A 23,010-nucleotide genomic window follows, 5' to 3' on the forward strand; every position below is an offset into this window, starting at 1 on the left:
TCAGGATACAAGATTCCTTGCCCCGGCCTTTCTTTCATGCTAAAATAACCTTAGATTCTGCATTTTGCAAGGAGTAGGAACATGCAAAAGAATTCCCTCTACAATACTTCTAGTATTAGTCTCTTTCAATATCTGTTTGCGATTGCAGTGATTTTGGTGCATAGTGGTCGCTTAACTTCATATGAGCCGGTGCATTTTGGTCTCAAGAGTATGCTTGGCCGGCTAGCGGTGCCATTTTTTATCGTCTGTGCCAGCTTTTTCTTTAAGCAATCACTAGGGAATTCTCAGAAAATGAAGGCCTATCTGGTCAAAATCGTAAAAACCTATTTGTTTTGGAGTTTTGTTTACCTTCCGTATGCTTGGCTCTTTTTCTCTAGTCTTCGTCTTCCTGTCTATCTTTTTCCAGCAGGTGTTCTCATTGCACTGATCTATCTGGGGATGTGCTACCAACTCTGGTATATCCCAGCCTTTTTGCTGGGTTTGTTTTTGGTCAATCAATTGGTCAAATACCTAGGTATGGTTTGGACGGGGTTGATCACCTTTCTTCTTTATTGCTGGGGCTTGATCGAGACCTATTCGGCTTATCTGGACACAACAAGTCTTCTCAAAGGTTACCAGCTCTACAGCAATTTATTTTTTACAGCGCGAAATGGTCTCTTTTACACGCCCATTTTTATTTATATGGGTTATTATCTGTATGACCATTTTCATGCACAAACTTTTAGAATTCACCGTTGGCAAAAGCTAGCTCTTGCCTTTGGATTGCTCTGTCTAGAAGGGATCATTATTTTTCAACACGAAGGAATTGATAAGAACTTTTTCTTTCTTCTTCCTTTTGTGACCGTTTATTTTGTCAATGCCTGCCTGCGATCGTCCTTTTTGAAAAGCTATAATTTACAGTATTTAAAGCAAATGAGTATAGCTCTTTACTTTTCGCATCCGATCTTTATCGAGTGGGCTCGCTATGGCTTTAGCAGCCCCCCTCTCTCTTATCCAGACAGGGGCAAGCTGATTTTTGTGACGGCCTTGTTTGGCAGCCACCTCTTTGGACTAGCCATGCTGTGGGTACGAGAGAGAAGGGAAAAACAAAAGATTCCTTCAAATGGTGAAGAGTTAGATAAAATAACCAACCAATAGTAGGGTGTACAAAACTCAAGCAGATGTGTTTGAGTTTTTTTGTATGAAGAAAATCAAGGAAGAATAAGAATTGGCAGACTGCTCCTCCTTGTTTATAAATGTTTTATTTTCTTGCCCTTGGATATAAGAAAGGGGAAATCAGTACCAGATAGTGATTTATAATATAGACATCATTGTAAATAATGTCTATATTATTGAATAGTGATGATTTAATTTGAAAAGCAAAGGATATTTTAAAAAATAAGTGATAAAATTAAAGGGAGGGCCTTTTGGAAGGCTAACAAAAGTAAAGGAGATAAGACATGAAAAAGCTTCGTTCATTATGGAAAGACTTTTTGAAAAAAGGTTTTGCCATTTTAACAATTTTCATGATGCTAGGCCAGCTTGGCCAAGGGGCGATCACAGCCTTTGCCAATGAGCTAGCAGTCGGGGATAATGGGGCCTTGGATGTTGCCCTTATGTATGGGGATAAACAGAACCATCCAGATGGGATGTCCTATTACACAGGGGATACCATGTCTGGTTATATCCAGATCACCCCTAAGAATTTGACAACGGATATTAATGAAGTAACGGTGACCTTGAAGGTTCCTGGAAAGTACTTACGAGAAGTTAGTTTCCCTGACTTCAATAGTGCTTCAGAGCATGACAAACCAACGGTTACAAAAGTTGGAGATGATTATCAAGTCACACTTCACTTTAACAATTACCAAAAGTCAGAGGTCCTAACTCTACCATTTATTGGAAAATTTAAAGTCGGTTATGCACCGACCAATTATTCATTGGATATTACGGGTACCTTGAACATCAATGGGCAGGAAACAGCGCTCAATGATATCATTTGGAAACCCAAGTACAACGACTATCGCTTCACCAAGTACATCAACCAAAACTTGAACGAAGCCATGTCTAAGGACTATGCGGAAGCAATGCCAGGTATTGTCAAAGGTGCGGATGGTAAGAACTATATTGAAACACCAACTTCTGTCCCATTTGCCTTCCAATTGGACGGAATGCGTGGTCAATACGGTGGTCAATACCGTCAGTTAGAATCAGCAACGATCACTGATAAGTTACCAACCTATACAGATAAAAGTGGGAAGACTCGTACAGCTGTTCTTGATACAACCAAGTCTGAAGGCTGGGTAGACAATGGAGATGGTACCGTTACGAAGACTTTCAAGGCGGATGCAAACAACAATCCAGCAGCTTATCACCAAGAATTTATGACCAAAATCAAGGATACAAGTTACCTCTACTTGAAATTCCCTGATTTGGTCTTAGAAAAAGACCAAACCCTCAAGGATGTCCTTAGTAAGGATTTGACCAATACTGGTAGCATCGTAGGGATTCCTGCCAACCGTGGAGAGGGAGAACCGGATATTACAGCTGAAGATTCCCTCATTTTCCGCTTGACTTCTCGTGACCTTGAAGGGGCTGGAAGTTTTGCCAAAAAAGCAGATGGTGATGTCTATGATTCAACTGAATATAAAGCAGCAAATTATAAGTGGATCATAGCCTTTGATAACAAAACTCCTTCACCACAAAAGAATTTTGTTTTCTATGATGAGACAGTTGACTCTCGGTTAAAATTTACCAAAATTGATTACGCTCGTCTCATGCAAGGGAATTATGGAAATGGCGAGTTTGTTAGCAAATATGTGAAACGCTTGATCCTTACTTTGGACGATGGTAGTAAAAAAGAAATTCAGCCAGAAACTGATAAAGACGGCAATGGCTTGATCGATTTAACCAAGTATGGAACAGTTGTCGGTTGGCGGATGGAAATGAAGGATGATTTTGTCCTAAAATCTGGTCAAGGAATTCGCCTCAATACCTATACAAGCTTCAAAGATCCAGAAAAGACTCGTTACGATGAAAATGATGCGACCAAGAATGAATTCAAGAATACAGGTCGTGTCACTTATCAAACACAATCAAATATTGCTAAAGACCAAACATCAGATTGGACCTTTAAGCTGATTCCTTTGAAGGAAAGCTTTGAGATTTCAAAAACGACGGATTACAATGATGTTCGTTATACTGATGGAGAAAATATTCGTTTTGGTTTGATGGCAACCAAAGTAGTTTTAGATCCTGATAAGGATTATGGAGACCTGCGAATCATTGATCTGTATGATCCAAATACCCTTAAAGTCGACTATAAAGATTTTGAGAGAAACCTTGCCTCTAATGAAAAAGGTATGAAATTCTTAAAGAGTTACGATGTCATTGAAAACTATCACAACTCTGGACGGACAGCTCTCATCATGCATTTGGACCAAAAAGAGTTTATTAAGGCTTCTCTGAAAGATCTTAACCGCGTGCGTCTACCGTTTATTGTGGCTGATCTGAAAGGGAAAGATGATGGTGGTACCTTCACAAATAAAGTATATGTCGCTGGAAACGGGATCCACGATCTTGAAAATGCCAACCCTGATCGGGTCACGGAAGACGTTTACGATCTGAATGGAAATGGTTCAACAACGGATAAAATCCCATATGCTCAATCAAACTATACGATTGTTGCGGCTGAAGGAATCTATGCACGCAAATATATCGCTAAAAATGATGACCTGTCAGACGCTTCGATTGTGACACGTACCTTCAAACCAGGTGAAACCTTTAACTACAAACTCACCATTAAAAATAATACGGATAAGGCAGTAGAAGACGGAGTCGTCTATGATGTCCTACCAAAAGTAAAAGACGTTAACACACTAGACGGATCTGGTCGGATGACAGAATACACGGTCAGCCTTCGTGGACCAGTGACAGCTCCAGAAGGATGGACGGTCTACTATACAACTGATACAGGCGTTACGACAGATACCATGGCGCAAGCTGCTGACAAGGATATCTGGACGACAGCTGTGGCTGATTACAGTCAAGTAACAGGAATCAAGTTAGTTGCAAATGCAGGAACTACGATTCCTGCGCGTGGAGAAGCCAGCTTTGGTGTCCCAGTCGTGAATCCAAGTGAATTGACCGATGAAGTCAAGGCCTTGATGCAAAAACGTACCAAAGATAATGAAGATAACGGCGGTCGTTCCGGTCTTGTTCAAGCTCATAACCAGTTTGGTTACAAGGCGAAAGGTCACGAAGGAAATCGTGAGTCTAATACCGTAACTGCACAAATCTTCTCGGCTGCTTTCCAAGTCAAGAAGGTAGACAAGGATGATCCTAAGAAAGTCCTTGAAGGTGCTGAATTTACCTTAACTGATGCAAATGGTGCGGTTGTTGCGACGGCCACTTCTGATAAAAATGGAGAACTCTCCTTTAACACCTTAACAGAAGGAACCTATACGCTCAAAGAAATCAAAGCACCTGAAAACTACAAGTTGGATGAAACAGAACATGCTGTGGTTGTCACCTATGATGCGGACAAACAAATCTACCACGTCACGGTGGATGGAAAAGCGGTTGGCTCAAAAGCAGTCCCAGTTGAGATCGCTAATGAAGCAGATATCAAGTATCTCGATCTTGAAGCTTCAAAAGTTTGGGATGACCAAGACAACCAAGAAGGGCTTCGACCAGCAAGTGTGGAATTCCAACTTTACAAGAATGGCAAAGCTCAAGGAAAACCAGTCACGGTTTCAGCAGCAACAGACTGGAAAGCTCACTTTACGAACCTTCCAGATAAAGACAGTGATGGCAAGCTCATCACCTACACTGTTAAAGAAGTGAAAGTTCCGACTCATTATACGGTCGATACAGAAGAAGCCAGCTTCACAGATGGAAAAGCCACCATCACCAACAAGCGCACTCCTGAGACAACGACGGTTACAGTCAAGAAAGTCTGGGATGATGCACAAAACCAAGACGGTCTTCGCCCATCTACCATCAAAGTTCACCTCTTGGCAAATGGAACAGAGGTGCAAGCACTTGACCTGACTGGTGAAGGAGATGAATGGACTCATACCTTCACAGACCTACCCGTCTATAAAGATGGTCAAAAAGTTGTCTACACAGTGACAGAAGACAAAGTGGACAATTACACTACTAAGATTGATGGAACGACGATTACCAATACTTACAAACCAGGTAAGACAAGCCTTACTGTTACGAAAAACTGGAAGGATGCCAATAACCAAGATGGCCTTCGTCCAAAAACAATCAAGGTTCAATTGTATGCTGGTGATCAAAAGGTTGGTAAGGCTATTGAATTGTCAGCAGATAACAAATGGACCCATACCTTCTCAAACTTAGACGAGAAGAAAGCTGGCCAAGTTATCAACTATACAGTAAAAGAAATCGATGTTCCAGAAGGCTACACACAAGCCGTCGAAGCAAGCAACCCAGGTCAAGTAGTCGTGACCAACACGCACGAACCAGAAAAGACCAAAGTAGAAGTGAGCAAGAAGTGGGAAGATGGAGACGACCAAGATGGTCTCCGTCCAGCCAGCATTCAAGTTCAATTATACAAAGATGGTCTTGCGACGGATCAAGTGGTAGAACTTTCAGCCGCGAATGACTGGAAAGGTGCATTTGAAAACCTTGATGCCAAGGCAGCTGGAAAAGCAATCACTTACACGGTGAAAGAAGTCGCTGTTCCAGATGGTTACAAGGTGACGGTAAATGATAAGGACAAGGCCAATGTTGTCTTGACCAATACGCATGAACCAGCTTTGACAGAGATGAAAGTTACGAAGAAATGGGAAGATGCCAATGACCAAGATGGTCTTCGTCCAAAATCCATTAAGGTTCAACTCTATGCTGGTGATGAAAAAGTAGGAGATCCAGTGGAGTTGTCAGCGGACAATCAGTGGACTCATACCTTTAGTAAATTAGCTGAAAAGAAAGCCGGTCAAGCTATCAGCTACCGTGTGGAAGAAGTCTCTGTTCCTGAAGGCTACCAAGTCACTGCTGATACCTCTGATGCTGCTCACACGATCTTGACCAATACGCATACGCCTGCGGTGATCGATATTCCAGTGACCAAGATCTGGAATGACCAAGACAATCAAGATGGTCTTCGTCCAGCAAGTATCGTGGTGAATCTTCTTGCCAATGGTGAAAAAGTTGCTCAAAAAGAACTCACGAATGCGACAGATTGGAAAGAAAGCTTCACAGGTCTACCAAAATTCAAGGATGGAAAAGAAATCGTCTATACTCTTCAAGAAGAGAAGGTAGCTGAATATACGACTACAATTGATCAGGCTGCTTATACCATTACCAATACCCATGCACCTGGTAAGACAAGCGTCACGGTCACTAAGAAGTGGGATGATGAGAATGACAAGGATGGAATTCGTCCGAAGAGTATTCGCGTTCAACTCTATGCCAATGATCAAAAAGTCGGTCAAGAAGTAGAATTGTCAGCTGAAAACAAGTGGACCCATACCTTTGCAGATTTAGATGAAAAAGCAAATGGAAACACCATCACTTATACAGTGAGAGAAGTCAGTGTTCCAAAGGGCTATGAAGCTCGTAACGACGAGGATGGTAAAGGAAATGTTGTGATTACTAACAAGCATGTTCCAAAAGAAACTCCAAAACAACCAACTCCTCCAAGTTCTTCTGAACCAAAGAAACCGGGTCAACCTGAACCTAAAAAACCAAGCCAACCAGAGCCGAAGAAACCAGGCAAGATCTTAGGATTCTTACCAAATACAGGTACGACCATCTCTATTATTAGCTTAGTTTTAGCCTTTGTCTTGGCAAGCATTGCAGCTTATATTTTGAAGAAAAAGAAAAAATAAGCTAGTGCTTCCTTTATAAAATGAAACAAACACCAGAGATGGTGTTTGTTTTTTTATAGTGGCCTCTTATTATTGTCTTGCGATCATTCTCATGGGCGCTTGCTCTATTTTTCAATTCCCGAACGTTTCCAAAAAAATTTCAGGAAATTCTTGACTTCTATGAAAATCGGAGTATGATTAGTTGTGAACTGTTGAACAATCATTTTCAAGAAAATCCCTGATGTCGACTAAGGGATCTGTGAAAGGAGAAGCGGTTCAAATCGAAAATCTATAGAGCGTTGCGTCCGAAAGTCTAAACAGACACGGCTCTTTAAAAACAAAAGGAGAAGATTATGAAAACAGAACCGATTCATCGTACCAGTATGTGGAAATTTAAGTTAAGTGCTGCCACCATGACTTTGATTCCCGCTGCCGTGGGGATTAACTATGTTGCCAAAGCCTTGGCGGAGGGGTTAAAGTTGCCCGTTTGGCTGGGGTCTTTGGGAACCTTTCTTGCCAGCATGTTGGCTGGGCCGGTTGCCGGTGCCATCAGTGGTTTCATCAACAACGTGATCTATGGGCTGACCTTATCGCCAATTTCAACCGTGTATGCGATTACCAGCATCGGAATTGGGATTGCTGTCGGAGTTTTGCACGCCAATGGGTGGTTCTCGTCAGCGCGACGAGTATTTGTTTCTGCTATTATTATTGCCATCGTTTCAGCTGCCATTTCAACGCCACTCAACGTCATCTTTTGGGGTGGTCAGACCGGTATCGCTTGGGGTGACTCATTGTTTGCGGTAATGGTCGCCAATCATGCACCAGTGTGGCTGGCCTCATTTACCGATGAGTTTGTCTTGGATATTTTGGATAAAGTCTGCGTGGCCTACCTGGCATTCTTCATCTATCGTCAGCTGCCGAAGCGGATGGTGCACTTCTTTAGCGGTGATAAATGATGACTGATCAAACATTGATTTCTGGAGCGCCACGGGTCAAGCTCAAGTGGTACCAGGTGATCGATCCGATTACTAAGCTCTTGTTCATCTTGGACATGACGTTGTTGAGCTTTGCCAGTATGAATTTATTGCTTCAGGCCGGATTAATTCTTGTCGCAACACTGCTATTGTTATTTTCCAAATTGAGTTCTACCATCTTTAAGGCGCTGGGATTCAGCTTGTTTCTGATTTGCACCATGCTGATCATCCAAGGATTATTTTACAGTCGGAATCAAACTGTGCTGTTTTCTGTGCTTGGGGTGTCGTTCTACAAAGAAGGCCTGATTTACGCCACCACTCTGGGTTGTCGAGTATTGGTGATTATTTTGACCAGTGGCTTTTTTATGGTGACCACGAGTATTTCAGAAAACGCGGCCTATTTGGAACTGTCCGGATTGTCTTATAAAACCGTCTACGTTCTGATGTCGGTGTGTTATATTTTGCCGGAAATGATGCGCAATATGCGGAAAATCCAGCAGGCACAAAAAGTTCGCGGAACCAATCCGCAAAAAACGTTGATTCAGAAATTAAAGTCAGTCCTGCCGGTTCTAATTCCATTGGTGATTAAGACCTTGGATCAATCGATGGCGCGGTCGATTTCTCTCCAACTGAGAGGTTTTGATAATCCCAACCGGACTGTCAGAACCTCCCAGCGCGTGTATCGCCTGTCGCGGACGCTGCACATTGGTCTGACTGGATTGGCAATTTTATTGATTGGGTGGAAGATATGGACGAAGATAAACGGATTGTAATTGAAAATTTGACCACCCGTTATCCGGGTACTGAGCAACCACAACTGCGTCAGATTAACGCGGAGGTTCATACCGGCCAGGTGGTTGGGATTATCGGGAATAGCCACTCCGGCAAATCGACTTTGTGCCGTGTGCTGGCAGGGGTCATTCCCAAAATGGTGTCTGCTGAGATTGAGGGCGACTGGCACATGTTTGGCCAGCGAGTGTCCGACAATTGGCCCGTTTATAATGCCATGAATGGAGTTGTACTGCAAAATCCAGCTGGCCAACTAAGCGGGTTGGCAGACACGGTTGCCGATGAAATCGCCTTTGACTTGATTAATCAGGGAATGGCTGAAGGACTGATTCAAAAACGGGTTGAAGAAGTTGCAACGCAAATGGGGCTGATTGAACAGCTGAATTTGCGTCCCGAAAGCCTTTCCGGTGGTCAGAGCCAGCGGTTGGCAATTGCCACGGCGATTGCGGCTAACCCGGCTGTTTTGATTATGGATGATCCGACCAGTCAGATGGATCCCCTTGGCCGCCGACAATTTTTCCAATGGCTGGCCCAAGTCAAAGAGACGACTGTCTTCATTGTCACCAGTGAAATTGACGATTTGTGCGAAGTCGCCGACGTTGTGTGGGTGCTGCACGAGGGTCAAATGGTAGCCCAGGGCAGGCCGGGTGAGGTGTTTAATCATTTGGAAGCTGACTGGCAGATTCCAGCCCCGACAATCCAGCAACTTGCTCAAAAAATGGATTGGCACTTGGCTGATGGCCGGTATCCGGTGAATGACGCTGAACTGAAGGAGGTTTGTTATGTCCACAATTGAACTGAACCACCTGACGTTCACTTATCCGGAACGGTCCTTTAGCTTGGATGTTGAAGACAAACTCTTCGCCGATCCGATGGTGGCGATTGTCGGCCAAAATGGTGCCGGCAAATCAACGCTCTTCAAATTGTTGACGGGCTTGCTGACACCACAAACCGGTGTGATTAAGATCGATGGAGAAAATTTTAATGATCTTAAACCAGTCGAAAAGTTACTGAAGGTTGGGATTACTTTTCAGAATCCTGACGATCAGCTTTTCAACCCGACCGTTCAACGAGAGGTGGAGTGGAGTGTCGCGCAGGTCATGGATGACCACGACACGATTACGAGGCGGGCTTTAGCGGCTCTAAAAAGAGTTGGCTTGGATGATAAAACAGCTGAAAGTCCATATGACCTGTCATTGTCGGAACGCAAGCTGTTGAGCGTTGCCACAGTTTTAGCAGTGGATCCGGCGATTTATTTATTTGATGAGCCGATGATGTCGCTTGATTGGGAAAGCCGGCGCAAGTTGACCGCAATTTTCCATCAGTTGGCTGATTCGGGCCACCAAGTTGTGACCATCACCCATGACATGGATTGGGTCGCCACCGAGTTTGAGTCGGTGTATGTTATGGAACACGGGAAGTTTGGCTTCGCCGGCAGTCCACGGGAATTATTCAGCGATCACGAACTTGTCCAGCGAGTAGGATTACTACCACCGCGGATTATGGACATAGCGGAGTCGCTGGGTGATTCACAGACATATTTATCGGTTAATGATTATTGCCAGAAAAATCGAGATGTATAGAAAAAGTTACCTCTGCGGGTTTTCCAGGTTGAAGGATTAACTTCAGCTTCTGGCAAGAACTCACGGTTCTTTTCTACCATTTGTCAAGTCTATCAAGGCTTTAAGTAAAAAAAGAGATAAGACAGTATCTATTCTGAGGTTACTGTCTTATTTTTAACACTTTTTGATCTACCAAGCCCAGTTCAGTTCAAAAAAAGAACAGCAGGAATTTGTTGCCCGTAAATTGGATGCGGTGGGATGGATCAAGTACTTATTAATTAGTGTGCTTTGGTGGTTAACCATTGGTTTCATTTACCAATCAGTTGGAGCCAATCGGCCTTTCAGGGATTCCGTTACAGATGCGACCAATGGTGTCGGCCAACTCTTGATGACGGCTGTCTACCGCGAACAGTGGATTTTCTGGGCGGCTACCAATGTATTCTCCATCTATCTTTGGTGGGGAAAAAGCCTTCAAATTCAAGGGAAATACTTCATTTACTTGATCAATAGTCTGGTTGGTTGGTACCAATGGACGAAGGTGGCCAAGAAAGGCTACTAGTAACAATCAATAAAATACAAGAGGTTGAGCATTTTGATCCACCTCTTTTTGTGATATACTAGAGTAGTTTTTGGGACTTGAAAATAATGGGTTTTCTAGTTCAAATTTATAAAAAGAAAAGGAGAGAACATGGATATCTTTCTTAAGAGCATATCGGGGATCCTGGTCATTCTGGGGATGATATTAGTGGGCTTTGTCATAGGTGAAAAAGGCTGGTTTGATGACAAGTCACGTGGCTTGATCGCAAAATTAGTCACTCAAGTTGCTCTTCCCTGCTATATGCTTTACACCATCACGCAGCGCTTCACAGCAGCGGATCTACTTATAATGTTGCCAGCCTTGCGGTTTCCTGCCCTGTCTATGGTCATTTTACTTGGCATCGCGACAGCAGTAGCAAGGATCTTTGCAGTGAGGCAGGACCGCCGTGGCCTCTTTATTTCCATGTTTTTTAATTCCAATACGATTTTTGTGGGGCTCCCCATCAACCAGGCCCTTTTCGGGGATGCCAGCATTCCCTATGTTTTGATCTATTACATGTGCAATACGACCTTTTTCTGGACTTTGGGAACTTATCTCATCCAGCGGGATGGTGAGGGAGAAGCACAGTTTGATCTCAAAACGAGTCTGAAGAAAGTCTTTTCTCCGCCCCTGATGGGCTTTCTCTTGGGGCTAGTCATGGTGATGCTGCAGATCAAGTTGCCAGCCTTTCTAGCCAGTGATTTGCAGTATCTGGGTAATTTAACAACCCCTTTATCCATGATATTCATCGGCTTGTCAGTGTCTCATGTAGGTGTGAAGCAGTTAGTACTGGGAAAAGATCAGCTACTGATTCTATTCGGACGCTTCCTGGTTGCTCCACTCTTGATGGCGACTATCGTCTACTGGGCCCCTCTTCCAAGCTTGATGAAGCAGGTCTTTATCATTCAGTCCGCCATGCCTGTGATGACCAATGCGCCAGTCGTTGCCAGACTTTACGGAGCTGATAGTGATTATGCAGCCGTCATGGTGACAGAGACGACCCTTGCAACCATGGTGGTGATCCCTATTCTCATGCTGTTGATGGCTTAACAAATAGCAAATACAAAAGCTCAAGTTTTTTAAAACTTGAGCTTTTCTTATAACATGGCTAACAAGATGGTAAGGACCAGAGCGATGCCCATCCGAATCAGGTGGTGAGCTGGATGGAAGTTTCCTTTGTGTTTCCCATTCCAATAGGCTCCGTAGCAAATCAAACCACAGCCGATCAGCCAAAGGACTAGAGCGACAATCGGTAAAAAGAAGTAGAGGATGAGTGATAAGGTCGCAAGGCTACTTCCGATGAGGAGAAATGTATTTCCTAGGGTGTGATTCCCTTTTTTAACTTCAGAAAGAGAAGCCAATAAGTGAAGAAGAACAAAAGCAAGGGCAAAGAAGGCTGTAAAAAAGCCGAGAAGAATGGGGAAGAACATAGGGTTTCCTTTCTAAGATATGATTGCCTGAGTACTATTTTTTATGACTGATTTTATGAAGAATCATAAATGATACTACAAGATTTAAAATAATAACCAATAAGGTAAAAAGAGAGTAACCATAAAGTTTAATTGGAAATTCATTTTTGAGATTGCAAAGAGCAAGCAAACTCGTTAAAATGCCCGTCAACAATCCAGGCACATATTTTCGTATAACGATTGTTTGAATCAGATGTCCGAACACATGGTAGATATAAGCGATTATGATGCTTGCGTAAATGCTATAGTTGTTAAACTGGTAACTAAGATATAGCGACGTTATTAGGATCAGAAATTGCTCCAAGACAATGGCATTGAAAGCAAAAGGAGTGTAATAAGATAGGATTCGATTGTTTGGATACTGGATTGATATTTTTTTGACAAAGGATGGCATCCAAACGATTTCTTCCAGTTCGTGAAGCATGAAGAGTGATGGAAATAGAAAGTAAAATTGTACGCTGGTCATTGAAAATACTCCCTTCTAGTTCGACCCCACTTTTAAAATCTCCAAATAAAACTGGGTCACTTCTTGTTCGGTGTAGGACTTGCCTTTTTTCAACCACCAGCTGAGGGTTTCGATGAAATGGCTGACGACCAAGTGTTTGAGGTAAGAGTGAGGGAGAGTTGGATGGGCCTTGATGAGTTCGTCGGCTACCATTGGGTAGACATCGTGTTCTAGTTCTTTTCGCAGTTGCCGGATAAAATAATCGTTTTTAGAGAGCAAGAGACTGGTCACATGGTCTTGATTTTTCTTGAAATGCTGAAAGATATGAGCCAGATAGTCTTGTGGTGAGAGGTGTTCAGCACGCTCAAAGAGATGGTGAAAGAGCTTTTGACAGAGTTCATCTAGCAATAATTCCTTACTTTCGTAATGGCTGTAAAAGGTTGATCGCCCCACATCGGCTAAGTCAATGATTTCCTGAACCGTGATGGCCTCGTAGTCTTTTTGGTTGAGTAATTGTAAAAAAGCTTGATAGATAGCTTTTCGAGTTTTGGTGATGCGACGATCCTGTGCTGTCATATGGACACTTAGAACAAACTGTTCAGTAACGGACACCCTAAACAGTTTGCTCCTATCCTTTCTGTTGTGAATGTTAGATAATGATAATGAACATGATGTTCATGAATCTATTATAACAAAGGATTAAGGATTATGAAGACAAAACATGCGGTCTGGATCGCTTTTTTCTTGAATTTGAGTTATGCCATTGTTGAGTTTATTGCAGGAGGGATTTTTGGATCCAGCGCTGTCCTTGCGGATTCGGTCCATGACTTGGGAGATGCGATCGCTATTGGGATCTCCGCCTTTTTGGAAAGTATCTCCAATCGCGAAGAAGACAGCCGCTATACCTTGGGCTACAAGCGCTTTAGCCTTTTAGGGGCCATGGTAACGGCAGTGATTCTCATGACAGGGTCCGTTCTGGTTATTTTGGAAAATATAACGAAAATCTTTCATCCACAACCTGTCAACGATGAGGGCATCCTTTGGCTAGGAATCATAGCCGTCAGCATCAATGTGCTAGCGAGTCTCGTCATTCGCAAAGGACAAACCAAGAACGAATCCATTCTCAGCCTGCATTTTCTGGAAGATACCTTGGGTTGGGTGGCTGTTATCCTAATGGCCATTGTTCTACGATTTACCGACTGGTATATTCTGGATCCGCTCTTATCTCTTGCCATTTCCATCTTTATTCTGTCAAAAGCAATTCCACGTTTTTGGAGCACGCTCAAGATTTTTCTCGATGCTGTGCCAGAAGGGGTAGATATCAAGCAAGTTAAGAATGACTTAGAGCAGTTGGACCATGTCGCTAGTGTCAATCAGCTTAATCTTTGGACCATGGATGGACTAGAGAAAAATGCCATTGTTCATGTTTGTCTGGAGCATGTCAAACATATGGAGGTCTGCAAAGAGTCTATCCGAGACTTGCTCAAAGAGAGGGGCTTTCAAAATATCACCATCGAAGTGGATGAAGACCTAGCAACTCACCGCGCCCACAAGCGAAATATCGAAGAGCTGGAAGCCAGTCAAAGTCATGGGCATGATCATTCATAAGAAGTTGATTATCCATTTGTTGAATTGTAAATTTAACATATTTACTCCAGTATGAAATTATGATAGACTACTTATAACACTGAAAGGATAGAACCCGTGTTACAGCTACAACATATTTCAAAAGTTTATCATACAGCTAGTCAAGAGTTTCACGCGCTCAAAGACATCTCGATTCGCTTCCGTGAAAATGAGTTTGTCTCCATTCTCGGACAATCGGGTTCTGGGAAAACCACCCTATTAAATATCATCGGTGGACTCGACCAATACACATCGGGTGATTTACTCATCCAAGGAAAATCAACAAAGCAATTTAAAGACCGCGATTGGGATAGCTACAGAAACCACACGATTGGTTTCGTCTTCCAGTCCGATAATCTCATCGGCCATCAAACGGCACTCTCAAACGTCGAGATTGCGATGACGCTCTCTGGTGTTTTTGTTTGGAGAAAGCAAGCAGATTTTGGCTGTGTGTAGTATAATAATGTATGAGAGTTTGAACGTTGGAGGAAGAAAATGAAGACATGGATGAAACTAGCGCTGATGTCACTGGTTTCCGTTGCGCTTGTAGCTTGCGGTGGCGGTGGTTTGCAAAAAATCTCACTGCCAGAAGCGTTGCAAACGACGGATACAGTATGGATGGATGTGCATCACGGAGAGAGTGTAGTGCTGGATCAATATAACACGGTGACGGCGGTCTATCATTTTGATGGAAAAGGGAATGTGCTTGCCTATACAGGATTGGATTTGAACCTCGGGGATTTAGGAGGAAAGAATGAAAAACAAATTTTAGAACTAGCCCAAAAACAGTTTGAACGCAATTTCTATCGCCAAAAACAACAACTCAGAGAAAAGTTGGAAGTTCAAATAAAGTCATTGAAAAAGGAAAACATCAAGCTATGGCTGAGTGCAAAGGCTTCTTCGGAAACAGACAAGAAATTTGAACAATTAGATAAACAAATCAAAGACGTGCAAGAAAAATTCAATGCAGTGGATGCAGCAGAATATGAGTCTCCAAAGGCGATGCCAGTTAGTTACTCTTTTGGTACTTACGACGAAGACGAGTATAGAAAAGACAAAACGCAGCTGGTTGTAACGTTTTCGGTGCAACAGCTTGCTAAAGAGTCTATGGATTTTCAAACCGTGACTGTTCAAAAAATCTTGAGAGAAGGGTTCTTTGATTCAAACGCAAGTGAGGTTAAAGGTTCTTACTATGTAGGCCTCACAGAAGCAGGACTAGAAGGTGATGAGCCTGGAGATTACCATGACTTTATGATGCTAGTGAAAAAAGGACATAAAGGAATTGAATTGAAACAATAATATTTAAAAGTCAAAGAAGTAGCGAAAGCTGCTTCTTTCTGTGTTGAAAAGCAAAAAATATATAAAATATAGTTTTTTGATATAATAAATGTAATAAAAATCCGAGGTGATTATATGAAATCAGCGATTTATACGGAAGCGGGAACCATTGGGTTAACAACAATGGACCGTCCAAAGATTATGGATGCTAAAGATGTTATTCTCCGCATTGTTCGCACCTGTGTCTGTGGCTCCGATCTCTGGAGCTACCGCAATCCAGATATTAAAGCGGGCCATCAAAATAGTGGTCACGAAGCCATTGGGATCATTGAAGAAATCGGTGAGGCTATTACAACGGTCAAACCGGGGGACTTTGTGATTGCGCCTTTCACCCATGGTTGTGGTCAGTGTGATGCCTGTCGTGCAGGCTATGACGGGACTTGTGACCGCCATATTGGGAACAACTGGTCTGACGGGGTGCAAGCGGAGTATATCCGCTTCCACTATGCCAACTGGGCCCTTGTCAAAATCCCTGGGCAACCGTCTGATTATACTGAAGCCATGCTCAAATCCTTCTTGACACTAGCAGATGTTATGCCGACGGGTTACCATGCGGCGCGTGTGGCTCATGTGAAACCGGGTGACAAAGTCGTGGTCATCGGGGATGGAGCTGTAGGCCAATGTGCTGTCATTGCAGCTAAGATGCGGGGGGCATCGCAAATCGTCCTTATGAGTCGCCACCAAGACCGTCAACAAATGGCCTTGGAGTCAGGTGCGACAGCTGTTGTGGCTGAGCGTGGTGAAGAAGGGATTGCCAAGGTCCGTGAAATCCTTGGAGGCGGAGCAGATGCAGCTCTCGAATGTGTCGGTACAGAAGCAGCTGTTGAGCAAGCTCTCGGAGTCCTCCATAATGGAGGGCGCATGGGATTTGTGGGCGTTCCTCATTACAATAACCGTGCCCTTGGTTCGACCTTTGCTCAAAATATCTCAGTGGCAGGTGGAGCAGCCTCAGTTACTACTTATGACAAACAAGTTTTGTTAAAAGCGGTCCTTGATGGTGATATCAATCCGGGTCGTGTCTTTACCTCAAGCTATAAACTGGAAGATATCGACCAAGCTTATAAGGACATGGATGAACGTAAGACTATTAAGGCTATGATTGTACTTGACTAACAAAAAAATTCTAGTAGAGGCTGTCTACTAGAATTTTTTGTAGTGAAATAAAATCTTATTTCAAATCCGACATCACTTGTTTCTTGGTGAAGGTGCGCTCTTGTTTGTTGGCTAGGGCCTTGATGCGCGCATCAAGGAGAATGGCACGGCCTTCGGCACTTCGGGTATAGACGAGGTCATACTTGCCCAGACTCTTTCGGATTTGTTCCACAAAGGCTTGGGCATCCTCTTTCCGTTTGTCAAAGAGGCTTGGTACTGCGAAATATTCTGTCTGATCGGACACTTTTTCCTGTGCTTTCAGGATATAGCGCTGATTTTCAATTGGAGCGAAAAACTCGATCATGGTTTGCGAGAAGAGTTCCTTCTCCCGCATGGTTCCGCCTTTCATATAGATTAGCGTGTTGATGGCATCCTTTCTGTCTCGTACGACTTGGATACGGGTCTCTTGAGTCTGAATATGCCCAAAGAGGAGCAGAGCTTGGTGGATAGCCTGACCAAAGACTTCTAGCCGTTTATAAGGGCTCTTATAAAGATAGTAGCGGAGCCAGGCAAGGAGTGCGAGAACAGCTAGGAAGAATAGAAGAATAAGAGACCCTTTATTCCATCCTCCTCTATATGAATAGTAAATAAAGTTGGCGAAAGCATCGGTCAAAGTGGCGGCCGTTAGCCAACGAGCTAGCTTCCTGGCGTCAAAAAATAGGGCCAGGGGCAGGAAGTGTTTATCCACTTGGACCTCGTTTGCAATCTCCATATTCTCCAGAATAGGCAGGGCTTTTTTCCAGCCGTCTCGGAGTTCTTGACGATGGGTGGAGCGCTCTAAGGTTTCTTCATTGAGTTTTTGCAACTGTTTTTTGGTATAGCGGATATTGTCAAAGGCTAGACGCTCAATACCGGATTCGATGAAGGGCTCCTTGTAATGGAGACCTAAAAATTGCTTCATCCGTCTTTCTAAGAGCTCCAGATCAGGACTGTATTCTTTCAACTGATCAGTGATGGCTTCGATTTCTTCCTTTTCAAGATCGGACTTTTCATACCATTTCTTTAGGGAAAGGTTGATAGAGACTAGATGCCAGATATTACTGGTCTTGTCTGGATCCTCAGGCCACACTCGGATGGCACGACCTCGCATTTGGTTGCTGAGCATAAAGCTGCCGACAAAGCTCGCTAGGATCAGGGAATTGACACAAGGAGCATCCCAGCCTTCTCCTAGAAGAGACTTGGTTCCAATAACAACCTGGATGAGGCCCTCTTGAAAGAGCTGGGTCACAGCTGTCACCAAATCATGTTGAGAACCGACCAAACGAACCTTGAGAAAGTCATCAGGAGATAATTGGCCAACACTTTGATAAGTCAGTCTATTCCCTCCTAACAGCTCCTCTAGTCTTGGCTTAGCAACCGTCGGGATGATGACGATGCTACCGGTTAAGACAGCGATGGCAGGAGGAGTTGCTTGCTCTAAGCTTTCCCTGCGAATAGATTCGAAATAAGAGAGCACTCCCAATTGAGTAAATTGGGCGTCCTTATCTCCTAGATGAACTTCAAAATCTTGACGAATATAGTCTGTTAATACCAGTTGTCGTAGTTGGCTTCCAAGAGCCTGGTATTCGGCCTTGAAAATCTCTCGGACGGCATTAAGTTTTCCGAGGGATTGGTTGAGTAGAAGGTCTTGTTTTTTGTTGCGGACCAGTTTGACTTGTTTTCGATCGATCAAGCTGGCTGCTTTTAATTCATGAAGCAGTTGCTTCTCGTATTCCTCAGGTAGATTGTACCAGTGAGGCACCTGAAAGAGCAGACCTTGCAGGAGAATTTCAAGCCAGTCCAGGGTGAAAGCAGGTAGTTTCTTGGCTCCTAAAAGGTCCTGGAAACGTTTGGGAAAGTCAATTCCCTTGCTTCGAAGAAAGATCAGGGTAGCAGAGAGATACTTGGGCTCATTGAGCAATTCATCATCGCTAATCTGACCAGATAAGGCCTGGCAGGTTTGGAGGTATTGGCAAAAGAGGGGATCGGAAGTCAGTTGTTGCAAGAGAGCATTCTTTTGTTGGCTAAAAGCGTCCAACTGCTCTTGCTCTTCCTTGGTTGGAAAGGCAAAGTAGACATAGTCTTGGTGGGGACAAAGGGTATCTTCCTTGACCAATTCGGGAACCGTAATTTCCTCATCAATCTCACCACACATGCGGATATAGCGATCCCAAAGGGCAGGATCCCCTTCATAGGGCGGGGTGGCGGTAAGGGAGATCATCTTTAAGTCAGGGAAGGCTTGACGAAAAGCTTCCAAGCTCTTCCACCATTCATTGCGTAAGTGGTGGCACTCATCTAAACAAAGGGTCCCAAGTGAGATGGCCTTGAAAGTAGTAAAGATATCAAAGCCTTTGAAATCAAATGTTTCAATCTCTACCTGGTCATCGGTATCCTCAGATTGTGATTGACCGACGACTTGGTTCATGGCGCTGTGTAGGGCCTGATAGGTAGCCACTGTAATCAGCTTAGGATGTTTTAAGTCTTGTGAAATCAGTTGTTCTGCTTGGCTTTCATCACTCAAGAATGCCTGGATAATCCGGTCCACCCATTGTTGACGAATGGTGACCGTTGGAGCCAAGATCAGGGTTGGCTGGCCGAAGCGTCTGATAAATTCGATTCCCAGGGTTGTTTTTCCAGAGCCAGGAGCTGCTACCAAATGCAGGTGGCCATCCGCCATAAAAGCGTCACTCTTATCGAGAACGCGTTTTTGATAGTGTCTCCATTGGCCTGTAAAGGCTAGTTCTTGTAACATTGGTTTCCTCCCTTGTACTGTCCCCATTATATCATAGCGGAGGACAAGAATCTCTTGGTAGAAGTTGAAGATTTCCGCTTTCTAATGAAAATAGCAAAGGGGAAATTTTGAGTGATAAAAAGCCCAATCAACGGATTAGGCTTTTCATGTTAGTCTTTCTTTGTTTTACGAGAGAGGCCAAAGGCAGCACTCATGCTAAGAAGACCAAGGCCAAGAGTTGTCAAGGCAATTGAGGTCTTGCTTCCTGTATTTGGAAGACTTGCTTCTTTTTGAGGAAGAGCTGCAGGTGCGATATAGACTGCTGTTTTGGCAGGCTCGTTTTTAGCAGGTGTGAATACAGTCGGTTTCGCAGGGGTTACAACAGCCGGTTTTTGAGGAGTAGGAGTCGGTGTTGCAGGCGTTTGGATGCTAGGAGTTTGTGGTTTTACTTTCGCCACACGATGAGTTTTTGAGATCAACTCATACTTGTCTGTTTGGACTTTGAAGACACGACCTTTTTGGACAGTTTCAACGACTTTATTGGCAAATTGAACGTTCAACAAGTTAGCAAAGTTTTTGTCGATATCTAAGTAGAGACCATTTGTTCCATTGACCAATGGATCAAAGTCTTTTTTTTCACGTGTTTCACCAACCACTGTCAAAGAGATACCAGCATCTTTAAGGGCTTTCAGTGTCGCTTCTTTTGTTGGTGTATCCTTTGTAAGATCAATGTCCTCATCTGTAATCAAGAAAGCAAAGCGATGGTTGTTTGCCCCAGTCCCCCAGTTGTAGTCTCCTGAAGTAGCGATATGATGCAATGGAACAGTAGCATTTTCATAGTAGCCTTTAGTTTTAATGGTTTTCAAAGCAGAAATGAAACTTTCTGTATCACTTGTGAACTTAGATCCATTGAAATCATGGTATTTAACTTCACTAGCTCTTTCGTATTCAACCAATCCTAAACGAGCTTGAATATTTTTTGCCGATAGATTGCGAACGAAGGTCTCGACATTCTTCATCGTATCCCTGATGTGAGAATCCATTGAAGTTGATTTGTCGATGACAAAGACGATGTCGGATGTTCCTTGAACTTCTTTTTTATTGACGATATCGGCTTCTTTTGTAACTTCGACCACAGTTGTTTTATTGACTGTTTCAGTTGTTGTCTCAGTGTAGTCAGCTGTTTCTTTAGTGGATGTAGCTGTCTTGGTAGAAGAGACTGGTTTTGAAGTGCCAACAGGTGTGTCTTGATCTGCTAAGCTAGTCGTTTTGATGGTTGCTGTTGAGGTAGTGGTTGTATCTGCACCGTCTGTTTTAGCAGATGGGCCAGTTTTTTTAACGTCCACAGCGATAACATCCCCAGTTTTTGCTTTATCAACAGGAACAACTGGTGTATTGGCTTTGGCGTTGATTTCTTCGGTTGCAGCCGTGATAGGTGATTTTGCAGCTGTAGTAGCTACAGGAGCAGCTTGGGTTGTGCTAGGTGCAACGTCATCAGCAGAAGCAATAGTCGTTCCTGTGAAGACAGTTGCTAAAACAACGGAAGCTAAAGTTAAAGTTTGTTTACGTGAAATAGTATATTTTTTCAAAATACGTCCCCTTTTTAATTAACTTTTTTCTATCATACAGGTTTTTAAAAAACTTGTCAACGGTATAATAATCAAGGGTTTTGTCGACTTTTATATCCCTAATTATTGATAAAAATACGAGAGATAAAAATATACATAAAATAATTTAAATATACAAAGTGCGCAAAAGAAAATAGGATTCCCACAAATTTGCAGGAATCCTTATTTTATCGGCATTTCTACTATATTTTTTAGTCGTAAAAAATACTAGCTAGTCACTTTATTTATGTTTCTAAATCAGGACAAAGAATGGAGGTTGTGATTAGCTTAGTAATTTTTCAAAGAATTGGATGACCTCCGGTTTGAGATTACTTTCCCTCGGTTCAACTAATGAAACGTAAAAGCTGATCCGTTCGTCTTCATCCATCGGAATGGCAATCAATTCCTCTTCATCATCTGTTAGTGCAAGATCTGCTAGTAAACTGATCCCCACTTGTTTACGAAGAAGTTGTTTTAGGAGCTGAATATCATCCGTCTGAAAGAAGGGCGTAGCCTCATGGTGATAGCGCTCATTCAACAGTTCAAAGGCTTTTAAATGAACAAAGTGCTCATCTGGAATGATAAAATCTTCATCGATGACGTCTGAAAATTGTAATACTTTTTTTGAGGCTAGTGGATGGTTGTGATGAAGGATATAGAAGAGATCTCGTTTGGCCATTTCTCTTACCTGGAAGCGATGATCTTTAATCGGTTCTAAACTCCCTAAAAAACTAGCATCTAGTTCTCCTTTGGAAAGTAATTCCAAAAGTTCGACAGACCCTTCTTGAACAGGATGGATACTTTGAAGAGCTGCAACATTACTGATAAAGGCGGGTTGTTTTCGGACAAGATAGTCAATGATGATTGGTGGGAAACCAATCGTATTGAATTGAGAGAGACTCCGGAGGATCTCTTTTTTAGCTCCTTGAATCTCAGGTAGGACCTTTTGAATATGTCGTAGCAAGATTTCTCCTTGGGGCGTTAATTTGAAAGTACGGTGAGAAGGATCGTGCGCGATTAATGGGCAGTGAAATTCCTTTTCTAGTCGTTTAATCGCATAGGAAACGGATGGTTGACTGATCCCGTGTTTTTGGGCAACCCCAGTAAAGGATTACTGTTGACTAAGATCAAGAAAATAATAAAAGTCCTTAAGATTCATTGGGCTCCCTCTTCTAAATAGACAGACATGGATAAGCAAAAATTATCCGTGATAGCTAATTTGACTATATGATTTTTTGTTTGTTACAATCTGAGGTGAGTCAGAGGATCATTAAAGGCTATCTAAAAGATCTTCGAAAATCGTTAGGATCTTCTCCCTTTTTCCAACTGGAAGTTGCTTAATTTTCATATTTACTCTCTTAAGTGAAAGATTGTCGTTAGGATCTGAAGATGATTCAAGTGAATTAAAATTGAAGAATTCTTCAGGCGTTAACTCAAGAGCAGAAATGACTTTTTCAAGACTGTGAATGGTCAGATTCACGTTTTGATTTTCCAATTGATTGATGTATTTTAATCCAAGATCTGCCCGTTCCGATAGCTCCTCTTGACTCATGTTTTGTTTTTTTCGCAAATATTTGACCTTTTGCGCTATATACCGTTGTAAATAATGTTTTGTTTTCATGTAACCAGAATACAAGTTTTAAATGACAAAAATAACACCTTAAACAAAACAAAGTATCTTATAACAAACATATTTTGGATTTATTATCTATGGCTTTTATAGGTATTGATCATCATAAGTGGAAAAAAGAGTACCTGAAAACAGTGGATCTTTTGATGAGAATAACCTTCTAAAAGGTGGAAAGGAACAGGCTTTTTTAAGAGATGACCGTGACTATCTAGGAAGTGATGGATAAACCTATTATTTTGTTATCTATTGAAATCGCATCATTTTCGGTTGTATCGCCTGAACTTTCATTGAGTGATTCATTCATATTGTATCA

Annotated in this window: 16 protein-coding genes and 3 pseudogenes; 12 read left to right on the top strand and 7 right to left on the bottom strand. The window is 42.7% G+C overall.

Going from position 1 to position 23,010, the window contains the following annotated elements; all coding sequences use genetic code 11:
* The first annotated feature begins 81 nt into the window (after positions 1-81).
* The 8 genes and pseudogenes from O3629_RS03945 (at position 82) to O3629_RS03980 (ending at position 11,770) form a co-directional block, all read left to right on the top strand.
* A complete protein-coding gene (locus tag O3629_RS03945; protein WP_155167320.1) occupies positions 82-1,137 on the top strand; it encodes an acyltransferase in 1,056 nt (351 codons plus the stop codon).
* Positions 1,138-1,439: 302 nt separating this feature from the next.
* Positions 1,440-6,839, top strand: coding sequence for a Cna B-type domain-containing protein (locus tag O3629_RS03950; RefSeq protein ID WP_070665597.1), 5,400 nt, complete (start codon positions 1,440-1,442; stop codon positions 6,837-6,839).
* Between the two features lie 332 nt (positions 6,840-7,171).
* A complete protein-coding gene (locus O3629_RS03955) occupies positions 7,172-7,774 on the top strand; it encodes a hypothetical protein (protein ID WP_023919079.1) in 603 nt (200 codons plus the stop codon).
* Entirely contained in the window at positions 7,774-8,565 is a 792-nt protein-coding gene (locus O3629_RS03960; protein WP_171963570.1) for an energy-coupling factor transporter transmembrane component T, read from the top strand. The genes O3629_RS03955 and O3629_RS03960 overlap by 1 nt, the downstream gene beginning before the upstream one ends.
* The gene (locus O3629_RS03965) at positions 8,541-9,377 is read left to right on the top strand and encodes an ABC transporter ATP-binding protein (RefSeq protein ID WP_045759846.1); all 837 of its coding nucleotides are present in this window, start codon (positions 8,541-8,543) and stop codon (positions 9,375-9,377) included. Before O3629_RS03960 ends, O3629_RS03965 begins: the two co-directional genes overlap by 25 nt.
* Positions 9,364-10,164 (top strand): energy-coupling factor ABC transporter ATP-binding protein, encoded by an 801-nt coding sequence (locus O3629_RS03970; protein ID WP_155199861.1) that lies wholly within the window; start codon positions 9,364-9,366, stop codon positions 10,162-10,164. Before O3629_RS03965 ends, O3629_RS03970 begins: the two co-directional genes overlap by 14 nt.
* A gap of 166 nt (positions 10,165-10,330) precedes the next feature.
* Positions 10,331-10,702 (top strand): annotated as a pseudogene (gene pnuC / locus O3629_RS03975) (nicotinamide riboside transporter PnuC); the annotation flags it as partial.
* A gap of 129 nt (positions 10,703-10,831) precedes the next feature.
* Entirely contained in the window at positions 10,832-11,770 is a 939-nt protein-coding gene (locus O3629_RS03980) for an AEC family transporter (protein ID WP_371608745.1), read from the top strand.
* Between the two features lie 47 nt (positions 11,771-11,817).
* Here the strand turns inward: O3629_RS03980 and O3629_RS03985 are convergent, their stop codons facing one another.
* The 3 genes from O3629_RS03985 to O3629_RS03995 are packed head-to-tail and all read right to left on the bottom strand — an operon-like array spanning position 11,818 to position 13,210.
* Positions 11,818-12,150: a hypothetical protein gene (locus tag O3629_RS03985; protein ID WP_045759844.1), complete on the bottom strand. Its 333-nt coding sequence runs from the start codon at positions 12,148-12,150 to the stop codon at positions 11,818-11,820.
* Positions 12,151-12,184: 34 nt separating this feature from the next.
* Entirely contained in the window at positions 12,185-12,655 is a 471-nt protein-coding gene (locus tag O3629_RS03990; protein WP_045759843.1) for an HXXEE domain-containing protein, read from the bottom strand.
* 15 nt (positions 12,656-12,670) lie between these two features.
* Positions 12,671-13,210 (bottom strand): TetR/AcrR family transcriptional regulator, encoded by a 540-nt coding sequence (locus tag O3629_RS03995; protein ID WP_155167326.1) that lies wholly within the window; start codon positions 13,208-13,210, stop codon positions 12,671-12,673.
* Between the two features lie 132 nt (positions 13,211-13,342).
* On the opposite strand from O3629_RS03995, the gene O3629_RS04000 reads away from it, so the two are divergent.
* From O3629_RS04000 to O3629_RS04015, 4 genes and pseudogenes are all read left to right on the top strand, one after another.
* Positions 13,343-14,242, top strand: coding sequence for a cation diffusion facilitator family transporter (locus tag O3629_RS04000; protein WP_371608746.1), 900 nt, complete (start codon positions 13,343-13,345; stop codon positions 14,240-14,242).
* Positions 14,243-14,338: 96 nt separating this feature from the next.
* Positions 14,339-14,677: pseudogene (locus O3629_RS04005) on the top strand (ATP-binding cassette domain-containing protein); the annotation flags it as partial.
* Positions 14,678-14,755: 78 nt separating this feature from the next.
* Positions 14,756-15,559, top strand: a complete 804-nt coding sequence (locus O3629_RS04010; protein WP_070466531.1) for a hypothetical protein — start codon at positions 14,756-14,758, stop codon at positions 15,557-15,559.
* A gap of 114 nt (positions 15,560-15,673) precedes the next feature.
* Positions 15,674-16,711 (top strand): zinc-binding dehydrogenase, encoded by a 1,038-nt coding sequence (locus tag O3629_RS04015; protein ID WP_371608747.1) that lies wholly within the window; start codon positions 15,674-15,676, stop codon positions 16,709-16,711.
* A gap of 55 nt (positions 16,712-16,766) precedes the next feature.
* Here the strand turns inward: O3629_RS04015 and O3629_RS04020 are convergent, their stop codons facing one another.
* From O3629_RS04020 to O3629_RS04035, 4 genes and pseudogenes are all read right to left on the bottom strand, one after another.
* Positions 16,767-19,481 carry a DEAD/DEAH box helicase family protein gene (locus tag O3629_RS04020; RefSeq protein ID WP_371608748.1) on the bottom strand — a complete coding sequence of 905 codons (2,715 nt, stop codon included), beginning with the start codon at positions 19,479-19,481 and terminating at the stop codon, positions 16,767-16,769.
* A gap of 149 nt (positions 19,482-19,630) precedes the next feature.
* The gene (locus O3629_RS04025) at positions 19,631-21,049 is read right to left on the bottom strand and encodes a VWA domain-containing protein (protein ID WP_239665677.1); all 1,419 of its coding nucleotides are present in this window, start codon (positions 21,047-21,049) and stop codon (positions 19,631-19,633) included.
* Positions 21,050-21,350: 301 nt separating this feature from the next.
* Positions 21,351-22,226: pseudogene (locus O3629_RS04030) on the bottom strand (LysR family transcriptional regulator).
* Between the two features lie 111 nt (positions 22,227-22,337).
* Complete coding sequence (locus tag O3629_RS04035; RefSeq protein ID WP_003008684.1) at positions 22,338-22,688, bottom strand: helix-turn-helix domain-containing protein; 351 nt, start codon at positions 22,686-22,688, stop codon at positions 22,338-22,340.
* Between the last annotated feature and the right edge of the window lie 322 nt (positions 22,689-23,010).

This window comes from Streptococcus sp. 27098_8_12 (assembly GCF_041432115.1).
Taxonomy (GTDB): domain Bacteria; phylum Bacillota; class Bacilli; order Lactobacillales; family Streptococcaceae; genus Streptococcus; species Streptococcus parasanguinis_V.